The sequence below is a fragment of the Serratia sp. CMO1 genome (assembly GCF_015689115.1).
Taxonomy (GTDB): Bacteria; Pseudomonadota; Gammaproteobacteria; order Enterobacterales; family Enterobacteriaceae; genus Serratia; species Serratia marcescens.
In genome coordinates, this window is the sequence record NZ_CP065032.1 from 1,934,791 (window position 1) to 1,954,952 (window position 20,162).

General features: G+C 59.0%; 22 protein-coding genes. 11 read left to right on the top strand and 11 right to left on the bottom strand.

Features of this window, described 5'->3' with window-relative positions:
- Positions 1 to 10: 10 nt before the first annotated feature.
- On the bottom strand, positions 11 to 763 hold the full coding sequence (locus IT763_RS09240) for a molecular chaperone (protein ID WP_228009676.1): 753 nt from the start codon (positions 761 to 763) through the stop codon (positions 11 to 13).
- A 59-nt stretch (positions 764 to 822) separates the two neighbouring features.
- Complete coding sequence (locus tag IT763_RS09245) at positions 823 to 1,356, bottom strand: fimbrial protein (RefSeq protein ID WP_028128040.1); 534 nt, start codon at positions 1,354 to 1,356, stop codon at positions 823 to 825.
- Positions 1,357 to 1,731: 375 nt separating this feature from the next.
- On the opposite strand from IT763_RS09245, the gene IT763_RS09250 reads away from it, so the two are divergent.
- The gene (locus tag IT763_RS09250; protein WP_241005495.1) at positions 1,732 to 2,415 is read left to right on the top strand and encodes a helix-turn-helix transcriptional regulator; all 684 of its coding nucleotides are present in this window, start codon (positions 1,732 to 1,734) and stop codon (positions 2,413 to 2,415) included.
- 7 nt (positions 2,416 to 2,422) lie between these two features.
- Here IT763_RS09250 and IT763_RS09255 read toward each other — a convergent pair whose 3' ends face one another.
- Positions 2,423 to 2,893: a helix-turn-helix domain-containing protein gene (locus IT763_RS09255; protein WP_241005496.1), complete on the bottom strand. Its 471-nt coding sequence runs from the start codon at positions 2,891 to 2,893 to the stop codon at positions 2,423 to 2,425.
- 189 nt (positions 2,894 to 3,082) lie between these two features.
- Here IT763_RS09255 and IT763_RS09260 point away from each other — a divergent pair, with 189 nt between their 5' ends.
- Positions 3,083 to 3,529, top strand: coding sequence for a tautomerase family protein (locus IT763_RS09260; RefSeq protein WP_151254695.1), 447 nt, complete (start codon positions 3,083 to 3,085; stop codon positions 3,527 to 3,529).
- Positions 3,530 to 3,664: 135 nt separating this feature from the next.
- Positions 3,665 to 3,886, top strand: coding sequence for a hypothetical protein (locus tag IT763_RS09265; RefSeq protein WP_075335069.1), 222 nt, complete (start codon positions 3,665 to 3,667; stop codon positions 3,884 to 3,886).
- An 84-nt stretch (positions 3,887 to 3,970) separates the two neighbouring features.
- Here IT763_RS09265 and IT763_RS09270 read toward each other — a convergent pair whose 3' ends face one another.
- Positions 3,971 to 4,501: a hypothetical protein gene (locus tag IT763_RS09270; protein WP_151254696.1), complete on the bottom strand. Its 531-nt coding sequence runs from the start codon at positions 4,499 to 4,501 to the stop codon at positions 3,971 to 3,973.
- Between the two features lie 278 nt (positions 4,502 to 4,779).
- Positions 4,780 to 5,871, bottom strand: a complete 1,092-nt coding sequence (ychF, locus tag IT763_RS09275; RefSeq protein WP_004941048.1) for a redox-regulated ATPase YchF — start codon at positions 5,869 to 5,871, stop codon at positions 4,780 to 4,782.
- A gap of 334 nt (positions 5,872 to 6,205) precedes the next feature.
- On the opposite strand from ychF, the gene IT763_RS09280 reads away from it, so the two are divergent.
- The gene (locus tag IT763_RS09280) at positions 6,206 to 7,735 is read left to right on the top strand and encodes a SulP family inorganic anion transporter (RefSeq protein ID WP_206195360.1); all 1,530 of its coding nucleotides are present in this window, start codon (positions 6,206 to 6,208) and stop codon (positions 7,733 to 7,735) included.
- 37 nt (positions 7,736 to 7,772) lie between these two features.
- Here IT763_RS09280 and pth read toward each other — a convergent pair whose 3' ends face one another.
- Complete coding sequence (gene pth / locus IT763_RS09285; protein WP_028128042.1) at positions 7,773 to 8,363, bottom strand: aminoacyl-tRNA hydrolase; 591 nt, start codon at positions 8,361 to 8,363, stop codon at positions 7,773 to 7,775.
- A gap of 301 nt (positions 8,364 to 8,664) precedes the next feature.
- On the opposite strand from pth, the gene ychH reads away from it, so the two are divergent.
- Positions 8,665 to 8,943 carry a stress-induced protein YchH gene (gene ychH, locus IT763_RS09290; protein ID WP_004941056.1) on the top strand — a complete coding sequence of 93 codons (279 nt, stop codon included), beginning with the start codon at positions 8,665 to 8,667 and terminating at the stop codon, positions 8,941 to 8,943.
- 185 nt (positions 8,944 to 9,128) lie between these two features.
- Here the strand turns inward: ychH and prs are convergent, their stop codons facing one another.
- The 3 genes from prs to lolB all read right to left on the bottom strand — a co-directional run bounded on the left by prs (position 9,129) and on the right by lolB (position 11,737).
- The gene (gene prs, locus IT763_RS09295) at positions 9,129 to 10,076 is read right to left on the bottom strand and encodes a ribose-phosphate diphosphokinase (protein WP_004941061.1); all 948 of its coding nucleotides are present in this window, start codon (positions 10,074 to 10,076) and stop codon (positions 9,129 to 9,131) included.
- Between the two features lie 174 nt (positions 10,077 to 10,250).
- The gene (gene ispE, locus IT763_RS09300) at positions 10,251 to 11,117 is read right to left on the bottom strand and encodes a 4-(cytidine 5'-diphospho)-2-C-methyl-D-erythritol kinase (RefSeq protein WP_016928102.1); all 867 of its coding nucleotides are present in this window, start codon (positions 11,115 to 11,117) and stop codon (positions 10,251 to 10,253) included.
- The gene (gene lolB, locus IT763_RS09305; RefSeq protein WP_004941069.1) at positions 11,114 to 11,737 is read right to left on the bottom strand and encodes a lipoprotein insertase outer membrane protein LolB; all 624 of its coding nucleotides are present in this window, start codon (positions 11,735 to 11,737) and stop codon (positions 11,114 to 11,116) included. Before lolB ends, ispE begins: the two co-directional genes overlap by 4 nt.
- A 467-nt stretch (positions 11,738 to 12,204) precedes the next feature.
- On the opposite strand from lolB, the gene hemA reads away from it, so the two are divergent.
- The 6 genes from hemA to kdsA are packed head-to-tail and all read left to right on the top strand — an operon-like array spanning position 12,205 to position 17,579.
- Complete coding sequence (gene hemA / locus IT763_RS09310) at positions 12,205 to 13,467, top strand: glutamyl-tRNA reductase (RefSeq protein ID WP_016928100.1); 1,263 nt, start codon at positions 12,205 to 12,207, stop codon at positions 13,465 to 13,467.
- 31 nt (positions 13,468 to 13,498) lie between these two features.
- Positions 13,499 to 14,584: a peptide chain release factor 1 gene (prfA, locus tag IT763_RS09315; RefSeq protein ID WP_016928099.1), complete on the top strand. Its 1,086-nt coding sequence runs from the start codon at positions 13,499 to 13,501 to the stop codon at positions 14,582 to 14,584.
- Positions 14,584 to 15,417 carry a peptide chain release factor N(5)-glutamine methyltransferase gene (gene prmC / locus IT763_RS09320; RefSeq protein WP_049300663.1) on the top strand — a complete coding sequence of 278 codons (834 nt, stop codon included), beginning with the start codon at positions 14,584 to 14,586 and terminating at the stop codon, positions 15,415 to 15,417. Before prfA ends, prmC begins: the two co-directional genes overlap by 1 nt.
- A 41-nt stretch (positions 15,418 to 15,458) precedes the next feature.
- Positions 15,459 to 15,860 (top strand): SirB2 family protein, encoded by a 402-nt coding sequence (locus tag IT763_RS09325; protein ID WP_170913124.1) that lies wholly within the window; start codon positions 15,459 to 15,461, stop codon positions 15,858 to 15,860.
- Complete coding sequence (gene sirB1, locus IT763_RS09330) at positions 15,857 to 16,666, top strand: invasion regulator SirB1 (RefSeq protein WP_016928096.1); 810 nt, start codon at positions 15,857 to 15,859, stop codon at positions 16,664 to 16,666. Before IT763_RS09325 ends, sirB1 begins: the two co-directional genes overlap by 4 nt.
- A 58-nt stretch (positions 16,667 to 16,724) precedes the next feature.
- The gene (gene kdsA / locus IT763_RS09335; RefSeq protein WP_004941087.1) at positions 16,725 to 17,579 is read left to right on the top strand and encodes a 3-deoxy-8-phosphooctulonate synthase; all 855 of its coding nucleotides are present in this window, start codon (positions 16,725 to 16,727) and stop codon (positions 17,577 to 17,579) included.
- A gap of 47 nt (positions 17,580 to 17,626) precedes the next feature.
- On the opposite strand, the gene dauA is transcribed toward kdsA, so the two are convergent.
- Both dauA and IT763_RS09345 read right to left on the bottom strand, forming a co-directional pair.
- Positions 17,627 to 19,315, bottom strand: a complete 1,689-nt coding sequence (dauA, locus tag IT763_RS09340; protein WP_206195361.1) for a C4-dicarboxylic acid transporter DauA — start codon at positions 19,313 to 19,315, stop codon at positions 17,627 to 17,629.
- A gap of 232 nt (positions 19,316 to 19,547) precedes the next feature.
- Positions 19,548 to 20,033, bottom strand: a complete 486-nt coding sequence (locus tag IT763_RS09345; RefSeq protein WP_016928093.1) for a heme-degrading domain-containing protein — start codon at positions 20,031 to 20,033, stop codon at positions 19,548 to 19,550.
- Positions 20,034 to 20,162 lie beyond the last annotated feature (129 nt).

Here is a 20,162-nt window from a genome sequence, read left to right on the forward strand (position 1 = left end):
CTGTCTGGTTTCAGCGCGCGACGTTCAGGGTGCGCGTGATTTCCACCCCATAGTCATTGATGACGCGCAGCGTGACCTGCCGCACCTCCCCGTTCACCGGCCAACTGGCCTGCGAAAACGGCGGGATCAGATCCGCCTGCGGAATGGCGCTGCGCTTCGCGCCGCTCAGGATCGTGGCCTGGCTGACGTTGGCGTAGTAGCCGGTCGGGTTGTCGACGCGCAGCGCGTTGCCGACCTGGCGCAGGCTAAGGCGATCGATGACGTGGTTGGCGTCGCCGGCCAGCCCGGCGGGGCGATAGAACACCTTCAGTCGATTGGTGACCACCAGCAGCAGTTTGTTCTTGTCGCTGTCCGTCTGACGCACGGCGGGCACCTGCAGGAAGTTGAGGTAGAACAGCGATTCGCGATCGCGCGCCAGCGGCTGGCCGACGAACGACAGCCGCACCATTTGCCCGCTGTGCGGATTCATGCGGAAGATTTGCGGCGAGGCGACAAAGGGCGCATCGGCGTTTTCCGGCGTTGACTGCGGGTTATTGATGTCGAGCCAGATCTGCATCAGCGCCGGGGTGCCGTCGTCATTGGTGAACTGCAGCGTTTTTTCCCGCGCCTCGGCGGGGTAGATCACGCGGTTGCCGAGCAGCGTTACGCTGGCCAAGGCGTGGGTGGCGGCAAAACTCATCAGGCAAAGCGACAGGGCGGCCCATCGGCGGGCGGAGCGGGTTATCTGCGGCATAAACGTGAACCGATAAAGGGAGCGAGTCATTCAGCGCCGCCCGCTAAGGAACGGCGCTGGCATCAACAGGTATGGCGCCTGACGCCGGCTTATTTGTAGCTAATGGCGAACTGGGCGGTGGCGATCACCGAACCGGCCGCCACGCCGGTGTCTTCCGCGTAGTAGCGGGCCACCAGATTCTGTGAGGTGGAGGTGGCGTCTTTCGCCAGCGTCATCGCCGACGTGGTGACGGTCGAACCGCTGGCGAATGACAGCGGCGTGGTGGCGTCGCTGTCCAGCAGTTGAATGGACACCTTGGCCGCATCGCCCGCGTTGCCCAGGTTGCCGTTGGTAGTCGGGTTGTTGCCCGCCAGCACGGTTTTGATCGCCGTATCGCTGGTCGCCGCGGCGCAGCCCGTCACGTTAACGGTAAAAGTGGTGTCGCCGGCGGTGGCGCCTTTGGCGGCGAGTTTGCTGGCGGCGACGGTCGGCAGCAACACGACCGGGTTGGATTGGTTGCCGTTAATATTCACCGAACAGGTTTGCGTGCTGACTTCGCCTTTGAATTGCACGGTATTGGATGAGGCGGCCGCACAGGCGCCGGTGAGAGCCAGCATGGATAATGCGACTAATTTAACATTCATGTGAAATGCCCTTTAATTAACTTTAGAGAAAAGCTTTCCTGACAGTAATAAATTACTGACGTGCGTTTGTTGATTAATCATGTTGCGCAATTGTTTTTTAAACGCGTCGGCAAACATGGATTTTCATCCTAACAAACTAAGAATTTTCCCTATAGGTGTTTTCCGCATGGTAATAAGGTGGTGGTGTGGGTTGTTACATTTATTTTCATTTTCCCTTATGTCATACAAAATGGAAAATAGATCTATATCATTGTGTTGCGTTTTTATTGGGTTGTCAGTTTTTGCTTATGAAATAATTTGAAACATTCATGCCTTTTTTGCGTATTAATCAACGTGCTGACTGCTGCGTGATTATTTGAAAAACATGTTATCAAGATGTTTTATATCGGTGTGCTTTGCAAGCGAATTACCCCAAAAAAGAACAGCGACAAGCTGCCTAAGGTGTGGAAGCATGTTTTCATGCTGATAAGGAGAATTAAAGTGAGAGTGATTTATATCGACGGTTCGTCGTTGTGCCGGTTAGGTATGAAAACATTATTGGGGGGTGGGGTGATAACCTTATCTGCGCCTAATATTAACATCGTTAAAAATATAAGCCCGGCGCCTGATTTAATTATCATGGATTTTCCCCATGAAATCTATCGGTTCGAAGCCTATTTGAGGTTTGTTGACCTTTGCCGCGCTGAATATAAAGACGTCCGGATACTGTTCTTCGTCGATAAGACTTCGCCGCTGATCCTGGCATTTATCGCGGCGGCGCGGCCGGATGCGATTTTGCACAAACGGGAAGCGCTGCGGGTGGTGCGGGAAACCTGCGCGGCGCTAGTCCGCCGTGAAGAGACGGGCGAACGGCGCGTGGTGAGCCGGCATCGGGCGGCGGCGATCACGCCTGGCGAGGCGGCGGTGTTGTGTGAAACCGCCCGTACGGAAGATATCCGCCAGACTGCGCGGCGGCTGAATTTGCACCCGAAAACCGTTTATTCGCACCTCAACAATGCCGGCAAGAAGTTCGGCATCCGTAATCGGGTGGAACTGCTGAAGATGATTGCGCTGCTGTAGCGCGCCGTTAACGGGCCTGGCCTACGGCCAGCCGCCATCGCGTGATCTCATCGGCGCCGGGGCCGGCCGCCAGCGCCAGGTTTTGCGCCGGCAGCGATTTGCCGGTCACGGCATCGACCACGCGCAGGGTGGCGGGGTGGCCAGTCGCACGGTCGACCACGCGCAGCGGCGGCCCGGCCAGCTCGGACAGGTTCCACTTGTCGCCAATCTGGATCATCGCCATCACCAGCAGCCCGAGATCTTTTCCCTTCTCCGTCGGAAGATACTCGTAGCGATCGGGGCGCGTCTGGTATTGCCGCTTTTCGATAAGGCCGCTGCCTTCCAGCGCCTTGAGCCGATCGGCCAACGTGTTGTTGGTGATGCCGGTCGATTGGCGCAGATCGTCATAGCGCGAGAGCCCCAGCAACAGATCGCGCATGAGAATCGCGCCCCAGCGATCGCCCAATGCCGACAGCACGTGGGCCACCGAGCACGTCATACCTTCAAACCCTTTTGCTTTCACGTTGCCTTGCCTCCGTTTGCCGCCCTAATGCGGATAATTTTATCGCCTCGGCTTGATCACTTCAATGATTGGAGTTATTACTCTTATTATTGGAGTTTTGTTTGACATAGGCTGCCGGCCAGAACGATTGTCGATACCCCGCAGCTTTACCGAGGAGATAACGCGATGCCACTGTGGCAGATTTACCACCCTGAACCGGCTTTCAGCGCCGCCGATAAACGCGCGATTGCGCAGAAGGTCACTGCCCTGTACCAGGACTTTTTGCCGCGCTTCTACGTCAACGTTTTCTTCCAAGCGCTGCCGCCCGGCACGGCGTATCTTGGCGGCGAACCGGCTGATGACTTCGTGCGGGTGACCATCGACCATATTGCGCGCGCCATGGACAACGACGCAGAGCAGCAGCAATTCCTTGCGGCCTGCACCCGCATCCTGCAACCCTACCTTGCCGCGCGCGGGTTGCGCTGGGAGCTGCACGTGGACGAAACGCCGTTCTCGCTGTGGACTATCGAAGGCTTGAAGCCCCCGGCGCCGGGAACGACGGCGGGGGAGAAATGGCGCAGCGAGAACCGGCCTTCGGTGTGGGAGGGGGATAACCGCGAGAAATGGACATAATGAGCAACGGTAAACGCTTGTGGACTATGAAATAATGCGTACTGTATCTGCCGAAAGAAATTGAAAGGCAGCCTCCAAGAGGCTGTTTTTCGGAAGTGTTAGAATGGATAAAAATGTCGCTTGCAGGGAGAAGCCATGTCTCATTCATCAGCGAGGAAAAAAGTGTTGAATACGGCAATGCCGCTGGCACAGAGAGCGTCTCACGCGCGCAGTTGTGCTAACCATGTGGCGAACCGATTGGGAATGACTCGCAGTGAGCTTCTAATAAAAGTTGAGAAAGAGTCAGGCTCAAATCTGGAATCACCGTTAACTGAAGAAGAGCTGATGAACGCATTCAACTATATGGAAAGCCTTTAGGATTAGGCCGCTTTAAGCCGCACAAACATCTAATATTGAGCGTTCAGATTGGAAAAGAGGCCAGTACCGTTCTTTAAGCATTGATCATGGGATCGGATACTTTAACTCTATTTCAGGCGCATCAGCTAAATACCTGCCAGAGCGGGCCATTAAATAGCCGGCAATCTCTTCGGTTGTCAGGTCAACATGGAACATATCAGGATCCTGGAACCATTCATCCGGCCAAAAAATGAGGTCTGATGGATTGCCATCAAAATTTTTCTCAAGCAGTGCAAGAGCGAAATTTTGTTCGGATGCCTTACTTTTGGCATCAGACACACAGCGAAGTGTTTGAACCAATTCATCCCAGGTAAAATCCGCATAGAATTTTTCCAGATTGAAAGCCATGCGGGTGAACTCCCTGGCACTGGTCCAGGAGGAGAAATCTCTGAAATCTGAAAACGCATAGGGGCATGCAACCTGGCTGTTCCATTCGACTATCATTGCTTCTAAAACGGAATCTTGTTCGTCAAAACCTTCGTCAATTCTTGAAAGTATCTGCTTAGCTTTGTTTGCCAGCTCATTGATCTTTTTGCTACTGACTTTTGTGGGTCTCATTCGGTCAGGTAGAGGCAGCGCTAGAATCCTTATCTAACTCACTAATTAACCAAAGATTGTGAAGTCATCTTAATACAGATATTAAAGTATTGAATAGCAGAAAATTTAATCATTCTGGATGAGGGGCCTACTGAATAAAACTGTCCGTTGCTCATCGTAACGTTCAGTACGTTGCACTTTTAACATTAGATTCTTATCCAGAGCGCTAACACGCAGAATCGAGAGACAAAAAAATCCACGCCGAAGCGTGGATTTTTCCGTTTCCGGCAGCGGAGAAATACGCTGCGGGGAAGGGATTAGACGTTGAACAGGAAGTTCATCACGTCGCCGTCTTTGACGATGTAGTCTTTACCTTCTGAGCGCATTTTGCCGGCTTCTTTGGCGCCTTGTTCACCCTTGTAGGTGATGAAGTCGTCGAAGGCGATGGTTTGCGCGCGGATAAAGCCTTTCTCGAAGTCGGTGTGGATCTTGCCGGCCGCCTGCGGGGCGGTGGCGCCGACCGGGATGGTCCAGGCGCGCACTTCTTTCACGCCGGCGGTGAAGTAGGTCTGCAGGTTCAGCAGCTCGTAACCGGCGCGGATCACGCGGTTCAGGCCCGGCTCTTCCAGACCCAGCTCGGCCATGAATTCGTCGCGCTCTTCGTCTTCCAGCTCGGCGATGTCGGATTCCACGGCGGCGCACACGGCGACCACCACGGAGCCTTCGGCGTCGGCGATTTTACGCACGGTGTCCAGGTACGGGTTGTTCTCGAAGCCGTCTTCGTTGACGTTGGCGATGTACATGGTCGGCTTCAGCGTCAGGAAGCTCAGGTATTTGATCGCCGCCTTGTCTTCCGCGGTCAGATCCAGCGCGCGCAGCATGCCGGCGTTTTCCAGGTGCGGCAGGCATTTCTCCAGCGCCGCCAGCTCGGCCTTGGCGTCTTTGTCGCCGCCTTTGGCTTTCTTCTGCACGCGGTGGATGGCGCGCTCGCAGGTGTCCAGGTCAGACAGCGCCAGCTCGGTGTTGATGACGTCGATGTCTTCGGCCGGATCGACCTTGTTGTTGACGTGGATGATGTTGTCGTTCTCGAAGCAGCGCACCACGTGGCCGATGGCTTCGGTTTCGCGGATGTTGGTCAGGAACTGGTTGCCCAGGCCTTCACCCTTGGACGCGCCTTTCACCAGGCCGGCGATGTCGACGAATTCCATGGTGGTCGGCAGAATGCGCTGCGGCTTGACGATCTCGGCCAGCTTATCCAGACGCGGATCGGGCATCGGCACCACACCGGTGTTCGGTTCAATGGTGCAGAACGGGAAGTTGGCTGCTTCAATGCCCGCTTTGGTCAACGCGTTGAACAGGGTGGATTTGCCTACGTTAGGCAGGCCGACGATACCGCATTTGAATCCCATGTTGTAATCACCTTAAATATCTTAACTATCAGCTGGTTAGGTTTAACCGACTGCATAAAGGGCAAAATAATGCCGCCATTATACACGTAATGGGCGTTTATCTCGATCAGACTTGCTTGGCGGGGGGGAGCGCAGCGCGGGCGACCGGTTTTTGATTGAGATTTGGATCACATTTACCCATACTGGCCGTTTCGATTAACCGACAGGAAACGCGCCGGATGTATTTCTTGCCTACGCCACCCTGAGCTGTGCCCGCCTGCACTCTGCCGCGCCTTGCGGTACCCCATACCCGCTACGCGGGGAGATGATGTCATCTGTCATAAGTGAATAATGCATGTTTAACCTGAGTAACGTCAGGATCGCGGACGTTAAAAATGAAGTCCTGGCGGGCTTTGTGGTGGCGGTTTCGATGATCCCCGAGGCGGTTGGCTTTTCGCTGGTCGCCGGTCTTTCGCCGATCGTCGGTTTGCATACCGCGTTTATTATCGGCCTGGTCACGGCGCTGTTCGGCGGCAAGCCGGGCATGGTTTCCGGCGCCGCCGGCTCCATTGTGGTGGTGCTGATGAGTCTGGCGGCGCAGTACGGCATGGGTTACGTGCTGTGGGCCACGCTGTTTGCCGGGGGGATCCAAATTCTGATCGGCGCCTTCCGGTTGGGCAAGTTCATTCGGCTGGTGCCGCTGCCGGCGATCCACGGCTTCGTCAACGGTCTGGCGATTGTCATCATGCTGGCGCAGCTGAAGATGATCGCCGGGCAGGGCCCGCTGATGTACGGCCTGGTGGCGCTGGCGATTGCGGTGGTGGTGCTGTTCCCGCGCCTGACCAAAGCCATTCCGTCTTCGCTGGCGGCGCTGCTGGTGGTCTCGGCGTTGGCGATCGGCCTCAACCTGCACACGCTGCGCGTGGGCGACCTGGCGGACATTTCCGGCGCGCTGCCGCACTTCAGCCTGCCGACGGCGCCGTTTACCCTGGAGATGGTGCGGGTGGTGCTGCCCTATGCGGTGGTGATCGCCTTGGTCGGTTTGATTGAATCGCTGCTGACCATGACGGTGCTGGATGAAATGGGCGGCAAGAAGGGCAACGGCAACCGCGAGAGTATCGCGCAGGGCGCCGGTAACGCGGTATGCGGCCTGTTCGGCTGCTTCGCCGGCTGCGCGATGATCGGCCAGTCGATCATCAACTTCACCTCGGGCGGTCGCGGGCGCATCTCCGGCACGGTAGGCGCCATCCTGCTGATCCTGTTCGTGGTCAGCCTGTCGCGCTATATCGGCCTGCTGCCGGTGGCGGCGCTGGCCGGGGTGATGCTGGTGGTGTGTTACAACACCTTCGAGTGGAGCTCGCTGCGTCGCTTGCGCCGCATGCCGAAGGCGGACGCGCTGGTGATGGTCGCCGTCACGCTGATCACCATCTTTACCGATCTGGCGGTGGCGGTGATCAGCGGGGTGATTATTTCGGCGCTGGTGTTCGCCTGGCAGCAGGCGCGCATCCGCGTGCGTCAGCGGCAGGTAACGGGCGAGGTGGCGGTGTATCAACTGGATGGCCCGCTGTTCTTCGGCTCTGCTGCGGCTTTCGCCGAGCTGTTCGACCCGCAGAGCGATCCGCAGAGCGTGGTGCTGGATTTTGCCGGCACCCGGGTGATGGATTCCAGCGGCGTAGAGGCGATCGATAAGCTGACGGCGCGCTATCTGGCGGCGGGGAAAAGCATTCGTCTGCGCCACCTGAGCGCTGACTGCGTGCGCCTGCTCAAGCGCGCCGGGCCGTTCTGCAGCCATGAGCTGGACGATCCGCAGTATTATGTGGCGGAAGAGGGCTTCACCGCCGATGAGCGCCGCGTGGGCGAGGAGACCTTCAACCCGCGCGGCTAAAAGCAGGCAGCGGGCAGGGCGCCCGCTGCGGCAAGGTTCAGGCCTGCGCCTTGAAGCTGTGCAGGCGCTGAACGGTTTTTTCCAGCCCGTCCTTCATCAGCATCTCGGTGCAGCGCAGCGATTCGTCGATCGCTTCGTCGATCATCTTCTGCTCGCCGGCCGGCGGCTTGCCGAGCACGAAGCCCACCACCTTGTTCTTGTCGCCCGGATGGCCGATGCCGATGCGCAGGCGGTAGAAGTTCGGGTTGTTGCCGAACTTGTTCTGGATGTCTTTCAGGCCGTTGTGGCCGCCGTTGCCGCCGCCGAGCTTGATTTTGGCCACGCCGGGCGGCAGATCCAGCTCGTCGTGCGCCACCAGGATCTCGTTGGGTTCGATGCGATAGAAATTGGCCATCGCCAACACCGCTTTGCCGCTCAGGTTCATGAAGGTGGTCGGCACCAGCAGGCGCACGTCGTTGCCCGCCAGGTTCAAACGGGCGGTGTAGCCGAAGAACTTGCTCTCTTCTTTTAACTGCTGATTGTGGCGCTGGGCCAGCAGATCGACGTACCAGGCGCCGGCGTTGTGGCGTGTCTGGGCGTATTCCGCGCCCGGGTTGGCGAGGCCGACTATCAATTTAATACTGCTCACTGGGAGATTCGCTATGATCAGGGTAATGGAAAGGGCCTTAGTCTACCTGTCGGGGCGGTGAATGACAAAACCCGATCTCTGCCGTCACCTTAGGTAAGAAAGGCGAGTGATTCATTAGCTGAATAATTCAATTTGTCCGCTAATTTTCAGCGCCGTGTTAAGAAGTGTCAATAATTCTTTACCATTTGTGATCGCCTCCGCAATCCCCTTGCCGCAACAGGGACTATACTTAACTTATCAAAGTGGGTTAACAAGTTGCAGCGTTATCCCGGTTGGCACATGGCAATCATGGAGGTGGCATATGAAACGTAGAAGCGCGGACAGAGTGGGCAACTTTTTTATGGGGCTGGGGCTGGTCGTGATGATCGGCGGTGTCGGATACTCCATTATTGCTGAAGTATCCCAGTTCAATCTGCCGCAGTTTTTCGCCCACGGCGCCATCATGAGCATCTTCGTCGGCGCGCTGTTGTGGCTGGTGGGCGCGCGTATCGGCGGCCGCGAGCAGGTGGCGGATCGCTACTGGTGGGTAAAACACTTTGATAAACGGTGCCGCAACGATCAACATCGTTCGTCGCATTGATTAAAAAAGCAGAAGGGAAGCAAGAGCAGGGCAAGGGAACATCTGCCGTGCATTAAGGTTTGAGGTCATGTCGGACTACGAGTAGAAAACCCGTTGTTGCTCACGCACCAACGGGTTTTTCTTTTTCTGCTGTCGAGCGCGCTATCTTTCCGGCGCAGTGGGCGCCGCACCGGAAAGATGACGGATCAATGCTCGAACATCGCAGAGATCGACTCTTCGTTGCTGATGCGGCGGATGGCTTCAGCCAGCATGCCGGACAGGGTCAGAGTGCGAACGTTTTTCAGTGCCTTGATTTCCGGCGACAGCGGAATGGTGTCGCAGACGATCACTTCATCAATCACCGAGTTCTTGATGTTGTCCACGGCGTTGCCGGAGAAGATCGGGTGCGTCGCGTAGGCGAATACGCGCTTGGCACCGCGTTCTTTCAACGCTTCAGCCGCTTTACACAAGGTGCCGCCGGTGTCGATCATGTCGTCGACCAGCACGCAGTCGCGGCCTGCCACGTCACCGATGATGTGCATCACCTGAGAAACGTTCGCGCGCGGGCGGCGTTTGTCGATGATGGCCATATCGGTGTCGTTCAGCAGTTTGGCGATGGCGCGGGCGCGCACGACGCCGCCGATGTCCGGGGAAACCACGATCGGGTTTTCCAGGTTCTGCTGCAGCATGTCTTCCAGCAGGATCGGGCTGCCGAACACGTTGTCTACCGGTACGTCGAAGAAGCCTTGAATCTGCTCAGCATGCAGATCCACCGTCAGAACGCGGTCAACCCCTACGCTGGAGAGGAAATCGGCGACAACCTTGGCGGTGATTGGCACGCGCGCGGAACGCACGCGGCGATCCTGGCGGGCATAGCCGAAGTAAGGGATAACGGCGGTAATACGACCTGCGGAGGCGCGACGCAGGGCGTCGACCATCACAACCAGTTCCATCAGGTTGTCGTTGGTCGGGGCACAGGTGGACTGGATGATGAAAATATCACCGCCGCGTACATTTTCGTTGATTTGCACGCTCACTTCGCCGTCGCTAAAACGACCTACAGCGGCGTCACCAAGGCTGGTGTACAAACGGTTGGCAATACGTTGTGCTAGTTCCGGGGTGGCGTTACCAGCAAAAAGCTTCATATCAGGCACGAGAAGAACCTCAGGCTTGCGTCCAGAGAAGATATTGTCATGCGACATCGCCAAGGGGCAGTCGGCGACGCCGGCGCAATATACATACGGGTATGTAAAACTAAAATTGAGACCGCAGGCAGCGCAGGGATAACAGGGCCAGGTGTGCATGACCCTGCGCAGCGAAACGTTGAGCTACGACTCAAACCGCCCGGAACGAATGCGATGTAGTGGGGAGACGTTAACGCCGCGCGCTACAAAACCACACAACCACTCCGGGGCTTGATTTAACACCTGACGGGCGGCGATTTCTGTGTCGAATTCAGCAAACACACAAGCACCTGTGCCAGTCAGGCGTGACGGGGCGTATTCTAACAGCCATGAAAGAAGCTGTTCAACCTCGCGAAAACGTTTTCTTGCGATCGGTTCGCAATCATTTGCGTACGGCGCCTGCAACAGCTCACTTAAGGAGCGAACCGGGGTGTTTCTTTTTAATTCGGGGTCGCCGAAGATAACCGGCGTCGGGATGCCGACGCCGGGATGCGCCACCAGATACCATTTTTCCTGCGGCTCGGCCGGCTGCAGACGCTCGCCGATGCCTTCGGCGAAGGCGGCGTGGCCGCGCACGAACACCGGCACGTCGGCGCCGAGGCTGAGCCCCAATGCAGCCAGTTGGTCGTCGCCAAGACCGCAGCGCCACAGTTCGTTCAGCGCCACCAGCACGGTGGCGGCGTTGGAGGAGCCGCCGCCCAAACCGCCGCCCATCGGCAGGCGCTTGTCGATGCTGATGTCGGCGCCGCGCGGCGCGGTCTGCAGACCCTGTTCATCACAATAGCGCTGCAGCAGGCGGGCGGCGCGCACGATCAGGTTCTGCTCGTCCGGCACGCCGTCGACCGGCGTCAGCAGGTTAATGCGATCGTCCTGGCGCGGGTCAATGGTCAGGGTGTCGCCGTAGTCCAAAAACTGGAACAGCGTTTGCAGCAGGTGATAGCCGTCTTCACGACGGCCGGTGATGTACAGAAACAGGTTGAGTTTCGCGGGGGAGGGCCACTGGCGGATCATTTGAGCGTCCAGTTATCCATTTTCAGCTTGATGCGCTGGTCGCCCTGCTGCAGCTCCAGACGGTTCGGCAGCGTCGGCTGCACCTCGGTGCTGTAGCTCTGGTAATCCACTTTCCAGGTCTGGCCGCCTTGCTGGTAGGTCAGTTTGCTCAGTCGATATTGGTCATCCAGCGCAAAATCGCTGGCTTCGCCCGGCAGGCCGACCATCCACTGGCGCAGGTTGTTCAGCGGGATCGCCATGCCGGTCAGCTTGCGGATCATCTCTTCCGGGTTGTCGCTGACGTAGCGTTTGCCCTGGTTGTCGGTCAGCTGCACCACGTTTTTCTGTACGTTGAGATCCATTTCCGTGCTGCCCAGCGGGTTAGTCAGCAGCAGGCGGTAGCGCTCCGGCGAAAACTGTTGCCAGAAGAAGCGGGCATAGACTTTTTTCTGATCAGACAAGTAGGCGAAAGAGCCGCGGGTCTGATAGGTGCTAAGCTGCTGCACCGCCTGCTCATGGGCGCGCCACTGCGGTGAGGTCGGGCTGGTGGCCGGGCCGGTCGGCTTGGTGGTGGTACAGGCGGCCAGCACCAGGCTGGCCAGCGGGATCAGACGGAGCAAACTAACTTTGCGTATTGGCATAACTTTTTCTTGTCCTTTTGTCCTTGCGGGCATGCGCGACGAAACCCGGATTCAGCGCTCACGCTAACGGGGCGCCGGCGGCGCGTCAATTTTTTGCTGCATCGCGTTGAATCTTGCCGCGTTTACCGGCGTAGTGCCAACGCGGCGCGCGCGTCGGGGTTGCCATTAAGCGTAACACAATCGCCTGAAGGCGGGGGAGGCGCTCCCGATAAGCGGTGCAGAGTTGCGCAAACGCCGCCGTTATGTGCGTCGAATAGCGTGCGCCTCATCGCAAACTGCGCTAAAATTTAAACAATCAACCTACCCTTTGACTATTTATCCCGCTGTATTTATTACTTATTCATTAATTGATGTCGTCTATGACAGCGATTGAACGGAAGATGCGGTTGTTACTTTTATTGATCCCGCGCATCAAGTAGAATGCCGTTCAACGAGAACCCGTACCAACAGAAGTATTACTCGAAGCAATGACCCTGCTGGCGTTAGGTATAAATCACAAAACCGCTCCGGTTTCTCTGCGTGAAAGGGTGACCTTCTCGCCAGAGTCCATCGATGAGGCGCTGACCAGCTTGCTCCAACAACCGTTGGTGCAGGGCGGCGTCGTGTTGTCCACCTGCAACCGCACCGAGCTGTACCTCAGCGTGGAGCAGCAGGAGCACATGCACGAACAGCTGGTCGCCTGGCTGTGCGCCTACCACAACCTGCGTCCGGAAGAGGTGAAGAAAAGCCTCTACTGGCATCAAGGCAACGACGCGGTCAGCCATCTGATGCGGGTGGCCAGCGGGTTGGACTCGCTGGTGCTGGGCGAACCGCAAATCCTCGGCCAGGTGAAAAAGGCCTTCGCCGAATCCCAACGCGGCCAGTCGCTGTCCGGCGAGCTGGAGCGGCTGTTCCAGAAATCCTTCTCCGTTGCCAAGCGCGTGCGCACCGAAACCGACATCGGTGCCAGCGCGGTCTCCGTGGCTTTCGCCGCCTGTACGCTGGCGCGGCAGATCTTCGAATCGCTGGCCGATCTCAACGTCTTGCTGGTGGGCGCCGGTGAAACCATCGAGCTGGTGGCGCGCCACCTGCGCGAGCACAAAGTGCGGCACATGATCATCGCTAACCGCACCCGCGAGCGCGCGCAATTGCTGGCGGACGAAGTCGGCGCGGAAGTGATCACCCTGCCGGAGATCGACGAACGCCTGGCGGACGCCGACATCATCATCAGTTCCACCGCCAGCCCGCTGCCGATCATCGGAAAAGGGATGGTGGAGCGCGCGCTGAAGGCGCGCCGCAACCAGCCGATGCTGCTGGTGGATATCGCCGTACCGCGCGATATCGAACCGGAGGTCGGCAAACTGGCCAACGCCTATCTGTACAGCGTGGACGATCTGCACGCCATCATTCAAAGCAATCTGGCGCAGCGCAAAGCGGCGGCGGTGCAGGCGGAGTCGATCGTGCAGCAGGAAAGCACCAACTTCATGGCCTGGCTGCGCTCGCAGGGCGCGGTGGAAACCATCCGCGACTACCGTTCGCAGGCCGACCAGATCCGCGCAGAGATGGAGGCCAAAGCGCTGGCCGCCATCGCGCAGGGCGCCAGCGTGGAGCAGGTTATTCACGAGCTGGCCCATAAACTGACCAACCGTCTTATTCATGCCCCTACCAAATCCCTCCAGCAGGCCGCCGGCGACGGCGACGTGGAGCGGTTGCAGTTATTACGCGACAGCCTCGGGCTGGATCAGCATTAGTTTTCTCTATTAACAGGGTTTATTACCACGCATGAAGCCTTCTATTGTTGCCAAACTGGAAGCGTTACAAGAGCGCCATGAAGAAGTGCAGGCGCTGCTCGGCGATGCCGGCGTCATCGCCGAGCAAGACCGGTTCCGCGCGCTGTCGCGAGAATACGCGCAGCTGACCGACGTCAGCCGCTGCTTCCTGGAATGGCGTCAGGTGCAGGAGGATCTGGAGACGGCGGAAATGATGCTGGACGATCCGGAAATGCGCGAGATGGCGCAGGAAGAGCTGAAACAGGCGCGGGCGACCAGCGAAGCGCTGGAACAGCAGCTGCAGGTGTTGCTGCTGCCGAAAGATCCGGACGATGAGCGCAGCTGCTTCCTCGAAGTGCGCGCCGGCACCGGCGGCGATGAGGCGGCGATCTTCGCCGGCGATCTGTTCCGCATGTACAGCCGCTATGCGGAAAGCCGCCGCTGGCGCGTCGAGGTGATGAGCGCCAACGAAGGCGAACACGGCGGCTTCAAAGAAGTGATCGCCAAAGTTTCCGGCGACGGCGTGTACGGCCAGCTGAAGTTTGAATCCGGCGGCCACCGCGTGCAGCGTGTGCCGGAAACCGAATCCCAGGGGCGCATCCACACCTCCGCCTGTACCGTGGCGGTGATGCCGGAAGTGCCGGAAGCCGAGCTGCCGGACATCAACCCGGGCGATCTGAAAATCGACACCTTCCGCTCCTCCGGCGCCGGTGGTCAGCACGTTAACACCACCGACTCGGCGATCCGCATCACCCACCTGCCGACCGGCATCGTGGTGGAGTGCCAGGACGAACGTTCGCAGCACAAAAACAAAGCCAAGGCGATGTCGGTGCTGGGCGCGCGCATTCGCGCCGCCGAGATGGCCAAGCGCCAGCAGGCCGAGGCGTCCACGCGCCGCAACCTGCTGGGCAGCGGCGATCGTTCCGACCGCAACCGCACCTACAACTTCCCGCAGGGGCGGGTGACCGACCACCGCATCAACCTGACGCTCTACCGTCTGGACGAAGTGATGGAAGGCAAACTGGACATGCTGATCCAGCCGATCGTGCAGGAGTATCAGGCCGATCAGCTGGCTGCGCTGTCCGCCGAGCAAGAGTGATGGATTATCAACACTGGCTGAAAGCCGCCGCCGCGCGTTTGACCCACAGCGACAGCGCCCGGCGCGACGCGGAAATCCTGTTGGGTTTCGTGACCGGCAAGGCCAGAACCTTCCTGATGGCGTTCGGGGAAACCCTGCTGACGCCGCCGCAGCAACAGCAGCTGGAGACGCTGCTGGCGCGCCGCGAACGCGGTGAGCCGGTGGCCTATCTGGTGGGTGAACGCGAGTTTTGGTCGCTGCCTCTGTCGGTCTCGCCGGCGACGCTGATCCCACGCCCGGATACCGAATGCCTGGTGGAACTGGCGCTGGCGCGCCTGCCGCCGCAATCCTGTCACTTTCTCGATCTCGGCACCGGCACCGGCGCCATCGCGCTGGCGCTGGCCAGCGAGCGCCCGGATTGTTCGGCTATCGGCGTTGATGTGCAGCCGGAGGCGGTTGCGCTGGCGCAGCACAATGCGCACAAGCTGAGGATTGACAACGTCCGATTTCTACAGGGCAGCTGGTTTGCGCCCGTCGCGGGGCAACGCTTTGCGCTGATCGCCAGCAATCCGCCCTATATCGACGCCGCCGATCCGCATTTGTCACAGGGCGACGTGCGTTTCGAGCCGGGCAGCGCGCTGGTCGCCGCCGATCACGGGCTGGCGGATCTGGCCGCCATCGTGCGCCAGGCGCCGCACTATTTGCAACCGCAGGGCTGGCTGCTATTGGAACATGGTTGGCAGCAGGGCGAGAGCGTGCGCGCGCTGCTGCAGGCCGCCGGATTTTCCGCTGTCGCCACCCACCGTGATTACGGCGACAACGACCGCGTGACGCTCGGCCAATGGCCGGGATAAGCGCCCCTCATAATAACGACGCCCGGGCCATTTAAGGGAGCATCATGACTGCATACACCGCGTTGAAACATTTCCATTTGCTGACGGTCGCCATCAGTATTACCTTGTTTGTGCTGCGTTTCTACTGGCAGTGGCGCCGCTCGCCGATCATGGGGCGCCGCTGGGTCAAGGTAGCGCCGCACCTGAATGACACGCTGCTGTTCGTCAGCGGCATCGCGCTGGTGGTGACGTTCGGGTTTTATCCGCTGCTGGGTATGGACTCATGGCTGACCGAGAAGCTGTTTGGCGTTATTATCTATATCCTGCTTGGCTATGTCGCATTGGGCAAGAAGACCAAAAGTCAGCGGCTGCGAACCGTGGCGTTCGTGCTGGCGTTGGGCTGTCTGTATCTGATAATTAAACTTGCCACGACGAAAATACCGTTTCTGATGGGATACCTATGAGTAGCATTGCTGATTTTGAATTTAACACCTCGCCGCTGAGCGAAGGGGTGATCCTGGTGTCGCAGTCGGTGCGGCGCGACTTCCCGGCTGCCGACGTGGAGCGAAAGCTGCAACAGCTGGTGGATGAAGCGCGTGCGGCAGTGCCGGTCGATATCACTCAGGAGCAGCAACTGGATGCGCTCATTGAACTGTTCTACAAGACCTGGGGATTCGGCGGCGCCAGCGGCGTGTACCGCCTGTCGGACGCCATCTGGCTGGACAAGGTGCTGGAAGGGCGGCAGGGCACGCCGGTCTCGCTGGGCACCATTTTCCTGCACATCGCCAACGCGCTGGATCTGCCGCTGCTGCCGGTGATTTTCCCCACCCAGTTGATCCTGCGCGCCGATTGGCTGGACGAAGAGCTGTGGCTGATCAACCCGCTGAACGGCGAAACCCTGAGTGAGCACCAGCTGGAAGTGTGGATCAAGGGCAACCTGGGGCTGGGCGCCGAGCTGGAAGACGACGACCTCGATGAGTCGGAGAACATCATGGTGGTGCGCAAGATGCTGGACACGTTGAAGGCCGCCCTGATGGAAGAAAAGCAGCTGGAAATGGCGCTGCGCACCAGCGAAACGGTGCTGTGCTTCGATCCGGAAGATCCGTACGAGATCCGCGACCGCGGGCTGATTTATGCCCAGCTGGAGTGCAACCACATCGCGATTTCCGATCTCAACTATTTTGTCGAGCAGTGTCCTGAAGACCCGGTCAGCGAAGTGATCAAAGTACAGATCCACTCGATTGAGCCGAAACAGGTGACGCTGCATTAATTCAATGACTCCGTGCAGTTTGCAAGGCGACGGTAACAACCTTAACAAAGGCGAAAGCATGAAACAGAAAGTGGTTAGCATTGGCGACATCGACGTAGCAAACGACCTGCCGTTTGTGCTGTTTGGCGGTATGAACGTGCTGGAATCGCGCGATCTGGCGATGAGCATCTGCGAGCACTACGTCACCGTGACGCAAAAACTGGGCATTCCTTACGTATTCAAAGCTTCCTTCGACAAAGCCAACCGTTCTTCCATCCACTCGTACCGCGGTCCGGGCCTGGAAGAAGGGATGAAGATCTTCGAAGAGCTGAAAAAAACCTTCGGCGTGAAAATCATCACCGACGTGCATGAAGCGGCGCAGGCGCAGCCGGTTTCCGAAGTGGTTGATGTGATCCAACTGCCGGCCTTCCTGGCGCGTCAGACCGATCTGGTGGAAGCGATGGCGAAAACCGGCGCGGTGATCAACGTCAAGAAGCCGCAGTTCGTCAGCCCGGGGCAGATGGGCAACATTGTCGACAAGTTCAAAGAGGGCGGCAACGACCAGGTGATCCTGTGCGATCGCGGCAGCAACTTTGGCTATGACAACCTGGTGGTCGACATGCTGGGCATCAACGTGATGAAGAACGTCACTGGCGGCCATCCGGTGATCTTCGACGTGACCCACGCGCTGCAGACCCGCGATCCATTCGGTGCCGCGTCCGGCGGCCGCCGCGCTCAGGTGGCCGAGCTGGCGCGCGCCGGTATGGCGGTTGGCCTGGCCGGCCTGTTCCTCGAAGCGCACCCGGATCCGAACAACGCCAAGTGCGACGGTCCTTCCGCGCTGCCGTTGGACAAACTGGAACCGTTCCTGGCGCAGATGAAAGCCATCGACGACCTGGTGAAGAGCTTCCCGGAGCTGGATACCAGCAACTAAGCGCTCGTCGCCATAAAAAAAGCCCGACTTGTCGGGCTTTTTTACGTTTAGGCGCCGGTGGCCGCCAGCGCTTCCGGCAGGGTCGGATAGAACTGCAAGCGGCCCTCGATCGGCTGCACCCGCGCGCGCGCCAGGGTTTTCAGCGGCTGGAATGGCACGTCGGTGATCACCAGCTTTTTATCCGCCGGCAGCACGTCGATAAAGCGCCGCAGGGCGTTCAGGCCGCCGGCGTCGAGCACCGGCACCGCATCCCACTGCAGCACGATTGTTCGGTAGTCCTCGCTGCGCGCCAGCAGTTCGCTAAAGATGCGCTCGGCGGCGGCGAAGAACAGCGGGCCATTCACTCGCAGCACCAGACGGCCGTCATCGGCGCTCAGTTCGCTTAGCCGCGTCATGCGGGCGATGCGGCGCATAAACAGCAGCGACGCCAACACGATGCCCACGGTAATGGCGATCACCATGTCGAACAACACCGTCAGCGACATGCACAGCAGCAGTACCAGAATGTCGTCCTTCGGCGCCCGGCGCAGCAGGTAAATCACTTTGTGAGCCTCGCTCATGTTCCAGGCGACCATCAACAGCAGCGCCGCCATCGCCGCCAGCGGCAGATAAGAGAGCCATGGCGCCAGAACCAGCAGCGCCAACAGCACCAGCAGCGCGTGGATGATGGCGGACACCGGCGAGGTGGCGCCGGCGCGCACGTTGGCGGCCGAGCGGGCAATCGCGGCGGTCGCGGTGATGCCGCCGAAGAACGGCGCGATGATGTTGCCCGCGCCCTGGCCGATCAGTTCGCTGTTCGAATTATGCTTCTTGCCGGTCATGCCGTCGAGCACCACCGCGCACAGCAGCGATTCGATCGCCCCGAGCATCGCCATCGAAAACGCCGCCGGCAACAGGGCGGAAACGGTTTGCCAACTCAGAGTGAACGGCTGCCCGCCGCCGCCCGGCAGATCCCAGGGCAGCAGCAGCTGCGGCAAGATAGGCGGGATGCCCTGGCCGCTGCTGCCATCGGCCAGCAGGTAGCTGAAGCGGGAGCCGATGGTTGCCACCGGGTGGTCAAACAGCGTCAGCAGCCCCATCAGCGCGGTGCCCGTCAGCAGCGCCGGCAGGTGGCCTGGCACCCGCAGGCCGAGCTTGGGCCAGAAGATCAGGATCAGCCGCGTCACGGCGCCGATCAGGGTATCGCCGAAATCCAGCGTCGGCAGCGCCTGCAGCAGGGCGTACAGCTTGCCGACGTAATTTTCCGGCGTGTGCGCCAGCTGCAGGCCGAAAAAGTCCTTGATCTGCATGGTGGCGATGGTGATGGCGATGCCGGAGGTAAAGCCGAGCGTCACCGGCAGCGGAATGTACTCGATCAGCCGGCCAAAGCGCGCCAGCCCCATCAGCAGCAGAAATACCCCGGAGATCAGCGTGGCGACCAGCAGGCCGGCCAGGCCGAACTGCTGAGAAACCGGATACAGGATCACTACGAAGGCGGCGGTGGGGCCGGAGACGCTGTAGCGCGAACCGCCGCTGACGGCGATGACGATGCCGGCGATGGCGGCGGTATACAGGCCGTACTGCGGCGGCACGCCGCTGGCGATCGCCAGCGCCATCGCCAGCGGGATGGCGATAATACCGACCGTCACCCCGGCGATAGCGTCTTTCAGCAACCGCGCCAGGTTATAAGGTTCCCGCCAGCAGGCGTCTATCAGCGCGCTGAAGGGGCGAATTTTGTTTATTTCATGGGTTTTCATCTACGGTGCGTACCAAATCTTCAAAAGTGAAAGGAATGGCGGGCCCGATGAGGTCCGTCTTGTCACGTGACAGATACCATACGCCTTTTGTTCAGCGGATTACCAGACCTGTGTCAATTTGGCGCAGGAAATCAGAGAGTCGCCCTTTTGTTCGGCGCTAAATGCCGAAAATAGAGAAGTCAGCCGCAGATTCTGCGGCTGAAAAGGAAAGTGACAGTCAAGGTTTTAACGGTTATTGCAGGTCGGGCAGGGATAAGCCGAGAAAGTGGGCTAAAGTGCTCACCAATAGTTGGTGATCTTCCTTCTGCGGCGCGCCGGAAATGCTGATGCTGCCGACGCAGCCGAGGCCGGTCAGGGTGAGCGGGAAGGCGCCGCCGTGCACCGAATAGTCGCGCACGCTCAGCCCGTAACGCTCCTCCAGCGACGTTTGCCGCTGCTGCAGGCGCAGGCCGATGGCGTAAGAGCTTTTGTGAAAATGGTTCACCAGATTGCGCTTGCGCCGCACCCAGTCGGCAATGTCCGGCGTGGCGCCCGGCATGGCGTAATAAAACAGCGTCTGCCCGGCCAGTTGGATCTCGATGGCGATGCTCAGGCCGCGCCGCTCGGCGGCGGTTTTCAGCGCCGCGCCCAGTTCCCAGGCGGTGGCGGCGTCAAAATGGGTAAAGGCCAGCGTCGCTTCCTGTTCGCTGAGCGCTTGCAGTTCATCGTCGATATTCATGCGGTTCTCCCCCGATAACACAACGCTCAGAGTAGCCTGAAGCGTGCGTCGTGAGATAGACGGCTTGGCGATAAGATAGAACTGCTACTCTATTAATAGACTGTGTATCCCTATGGATTTCAAATTGCA

What these genes read in the sequence shown, in the direction of transcription:
- hemA (WP_016928100.1), top strand. Translation starts at nt 12,205, where the DNA reads ATGACCCTGCTGGCGTTAGGTATAAATCACAAAACCGCTCCGGTTTCT.
- IT763_RS09255 (WP_241005496.1), bottom strand. Translation starts at nt 2,893, where the DNA reads ATGACGTGCTCGGTGGCCCACGTGCTGTCGGCATTGGGCGATCGCTGG.
- IT763_RS09245 (WP_028128040.1), bottom strand. Translation starts at nt 1,356, where the DNA reads ATGAATGTTAAATTAGTCGCATTATCCATGCTGGCTCTCACCGGCGCC.
- IT763_RS09250 (WP_241005495.1), top strand. Translation starts at nt 1,732, where the DNA reads ATGTTTTATATCGGTGTGCTTTGCAAGCGAATTACCCCAAAAAAGAAC.
- IT763_RS09345 (WP_016928093.1), bottom strand. Translation starts at nt 20,033, where the DNA reads ATGAATATCGACGATGAACTGCAAGCGCTCAGCGAACAGGAAGCGACG.
- sirB1 (WP_016928096.1), top strand. Translation starts at nt 15,857, where the DNA reads ATGAGTAGCATTGCTGATTTTGAATTTAACACCTCGCCGCTGAGCGAA.
- IT763_RS09265 (WP_075335069.1), top strand. Translation starts at nt 3,665, where the DNA reads ATGTCTCATTCATCAGCGAGGAAAAAAGTGTTGAATACGGCAATGCCG.
- ychH (WP_004941056.1), top strand. Translation starts at nt 8,665, where the DNA reads ATGAAACGTAGAAGCGCGGACAGAGTGGGCAACTTTTTTATGGGGCTG.
- ispE (WP_016928102.1), bottom strand. Translation starts at nt 11,117, where the DNA reads ATGATCCGCCAGTGGCCCTCCCCCGCGAAACTCAACCTGTTTCTGTAC.
- ychF (WP_004941048.1), bottom strand. Translation starts at nt 5,871, where the DNA reads ATGGGATTCAAATGCGGTATCGTCGGCCTGCCTAACGTAGGCAAATCC.
- lolB (WP_004941069.1), bottom strand. Translation starts at nt 11,737, where the DNA reads ATGCCAATACGCAAAGTTAGTTTGCTCCGTCTGATCCCGCTGGCCAGC.
- prfA (WP_016928099.1), top strand. Translation starts at nt 13,499, where the DNA reads ATGAAGCCTTCTATTGTTGCCAAACTGGAAGCGTTACAAGAGCGCCAT.
- IT763_RS09240 (WP_228009676.1), bottom strand. Translation starts at nt 763, where the DNA reads ATGACTCGCTCCCTTTATCGGTTCACGTTTATGCCGCAGATAACCCGC.
- prmC (WP_049300663.1), top strand. Translation starts at nt 14,584, where the DNA reads ATGGATTATCAACACTGGCTGAAAGCCGCCGCCGCGCGTTTGACCCAC.
- IT763_RS09260 (WP_151254695.1), top strand. Translation starts at nt 3,083, where the DNA reads ATGCCACTGTGGCAGATTTACCACCCTGAACCGGCTTTCAGCGCCGCC.
- IT763_RS09280 (WP_206195360.1), top strand. Translation starts at nt 6,206, where the DNA reads ATGTTTAACCTGAGTAACGTCAGGATCGCGGACGTTAAAAATGAAGTC.
- kdsA (WP_004941087.1), top strand. Translation starts at nt 16,725, where the DNA reads ATGAAACAGAAAGTGGTTAGCATTGGCGACATCGACGTAGCAAACGAC.
- dauA (WP_206195361.1), bottom strand. Translation starts at nt 19,315, where the DNA reads ATGAAAACCCATGAAATAAACAAAATTCGCCCCTTCAGCGCGCTGATA.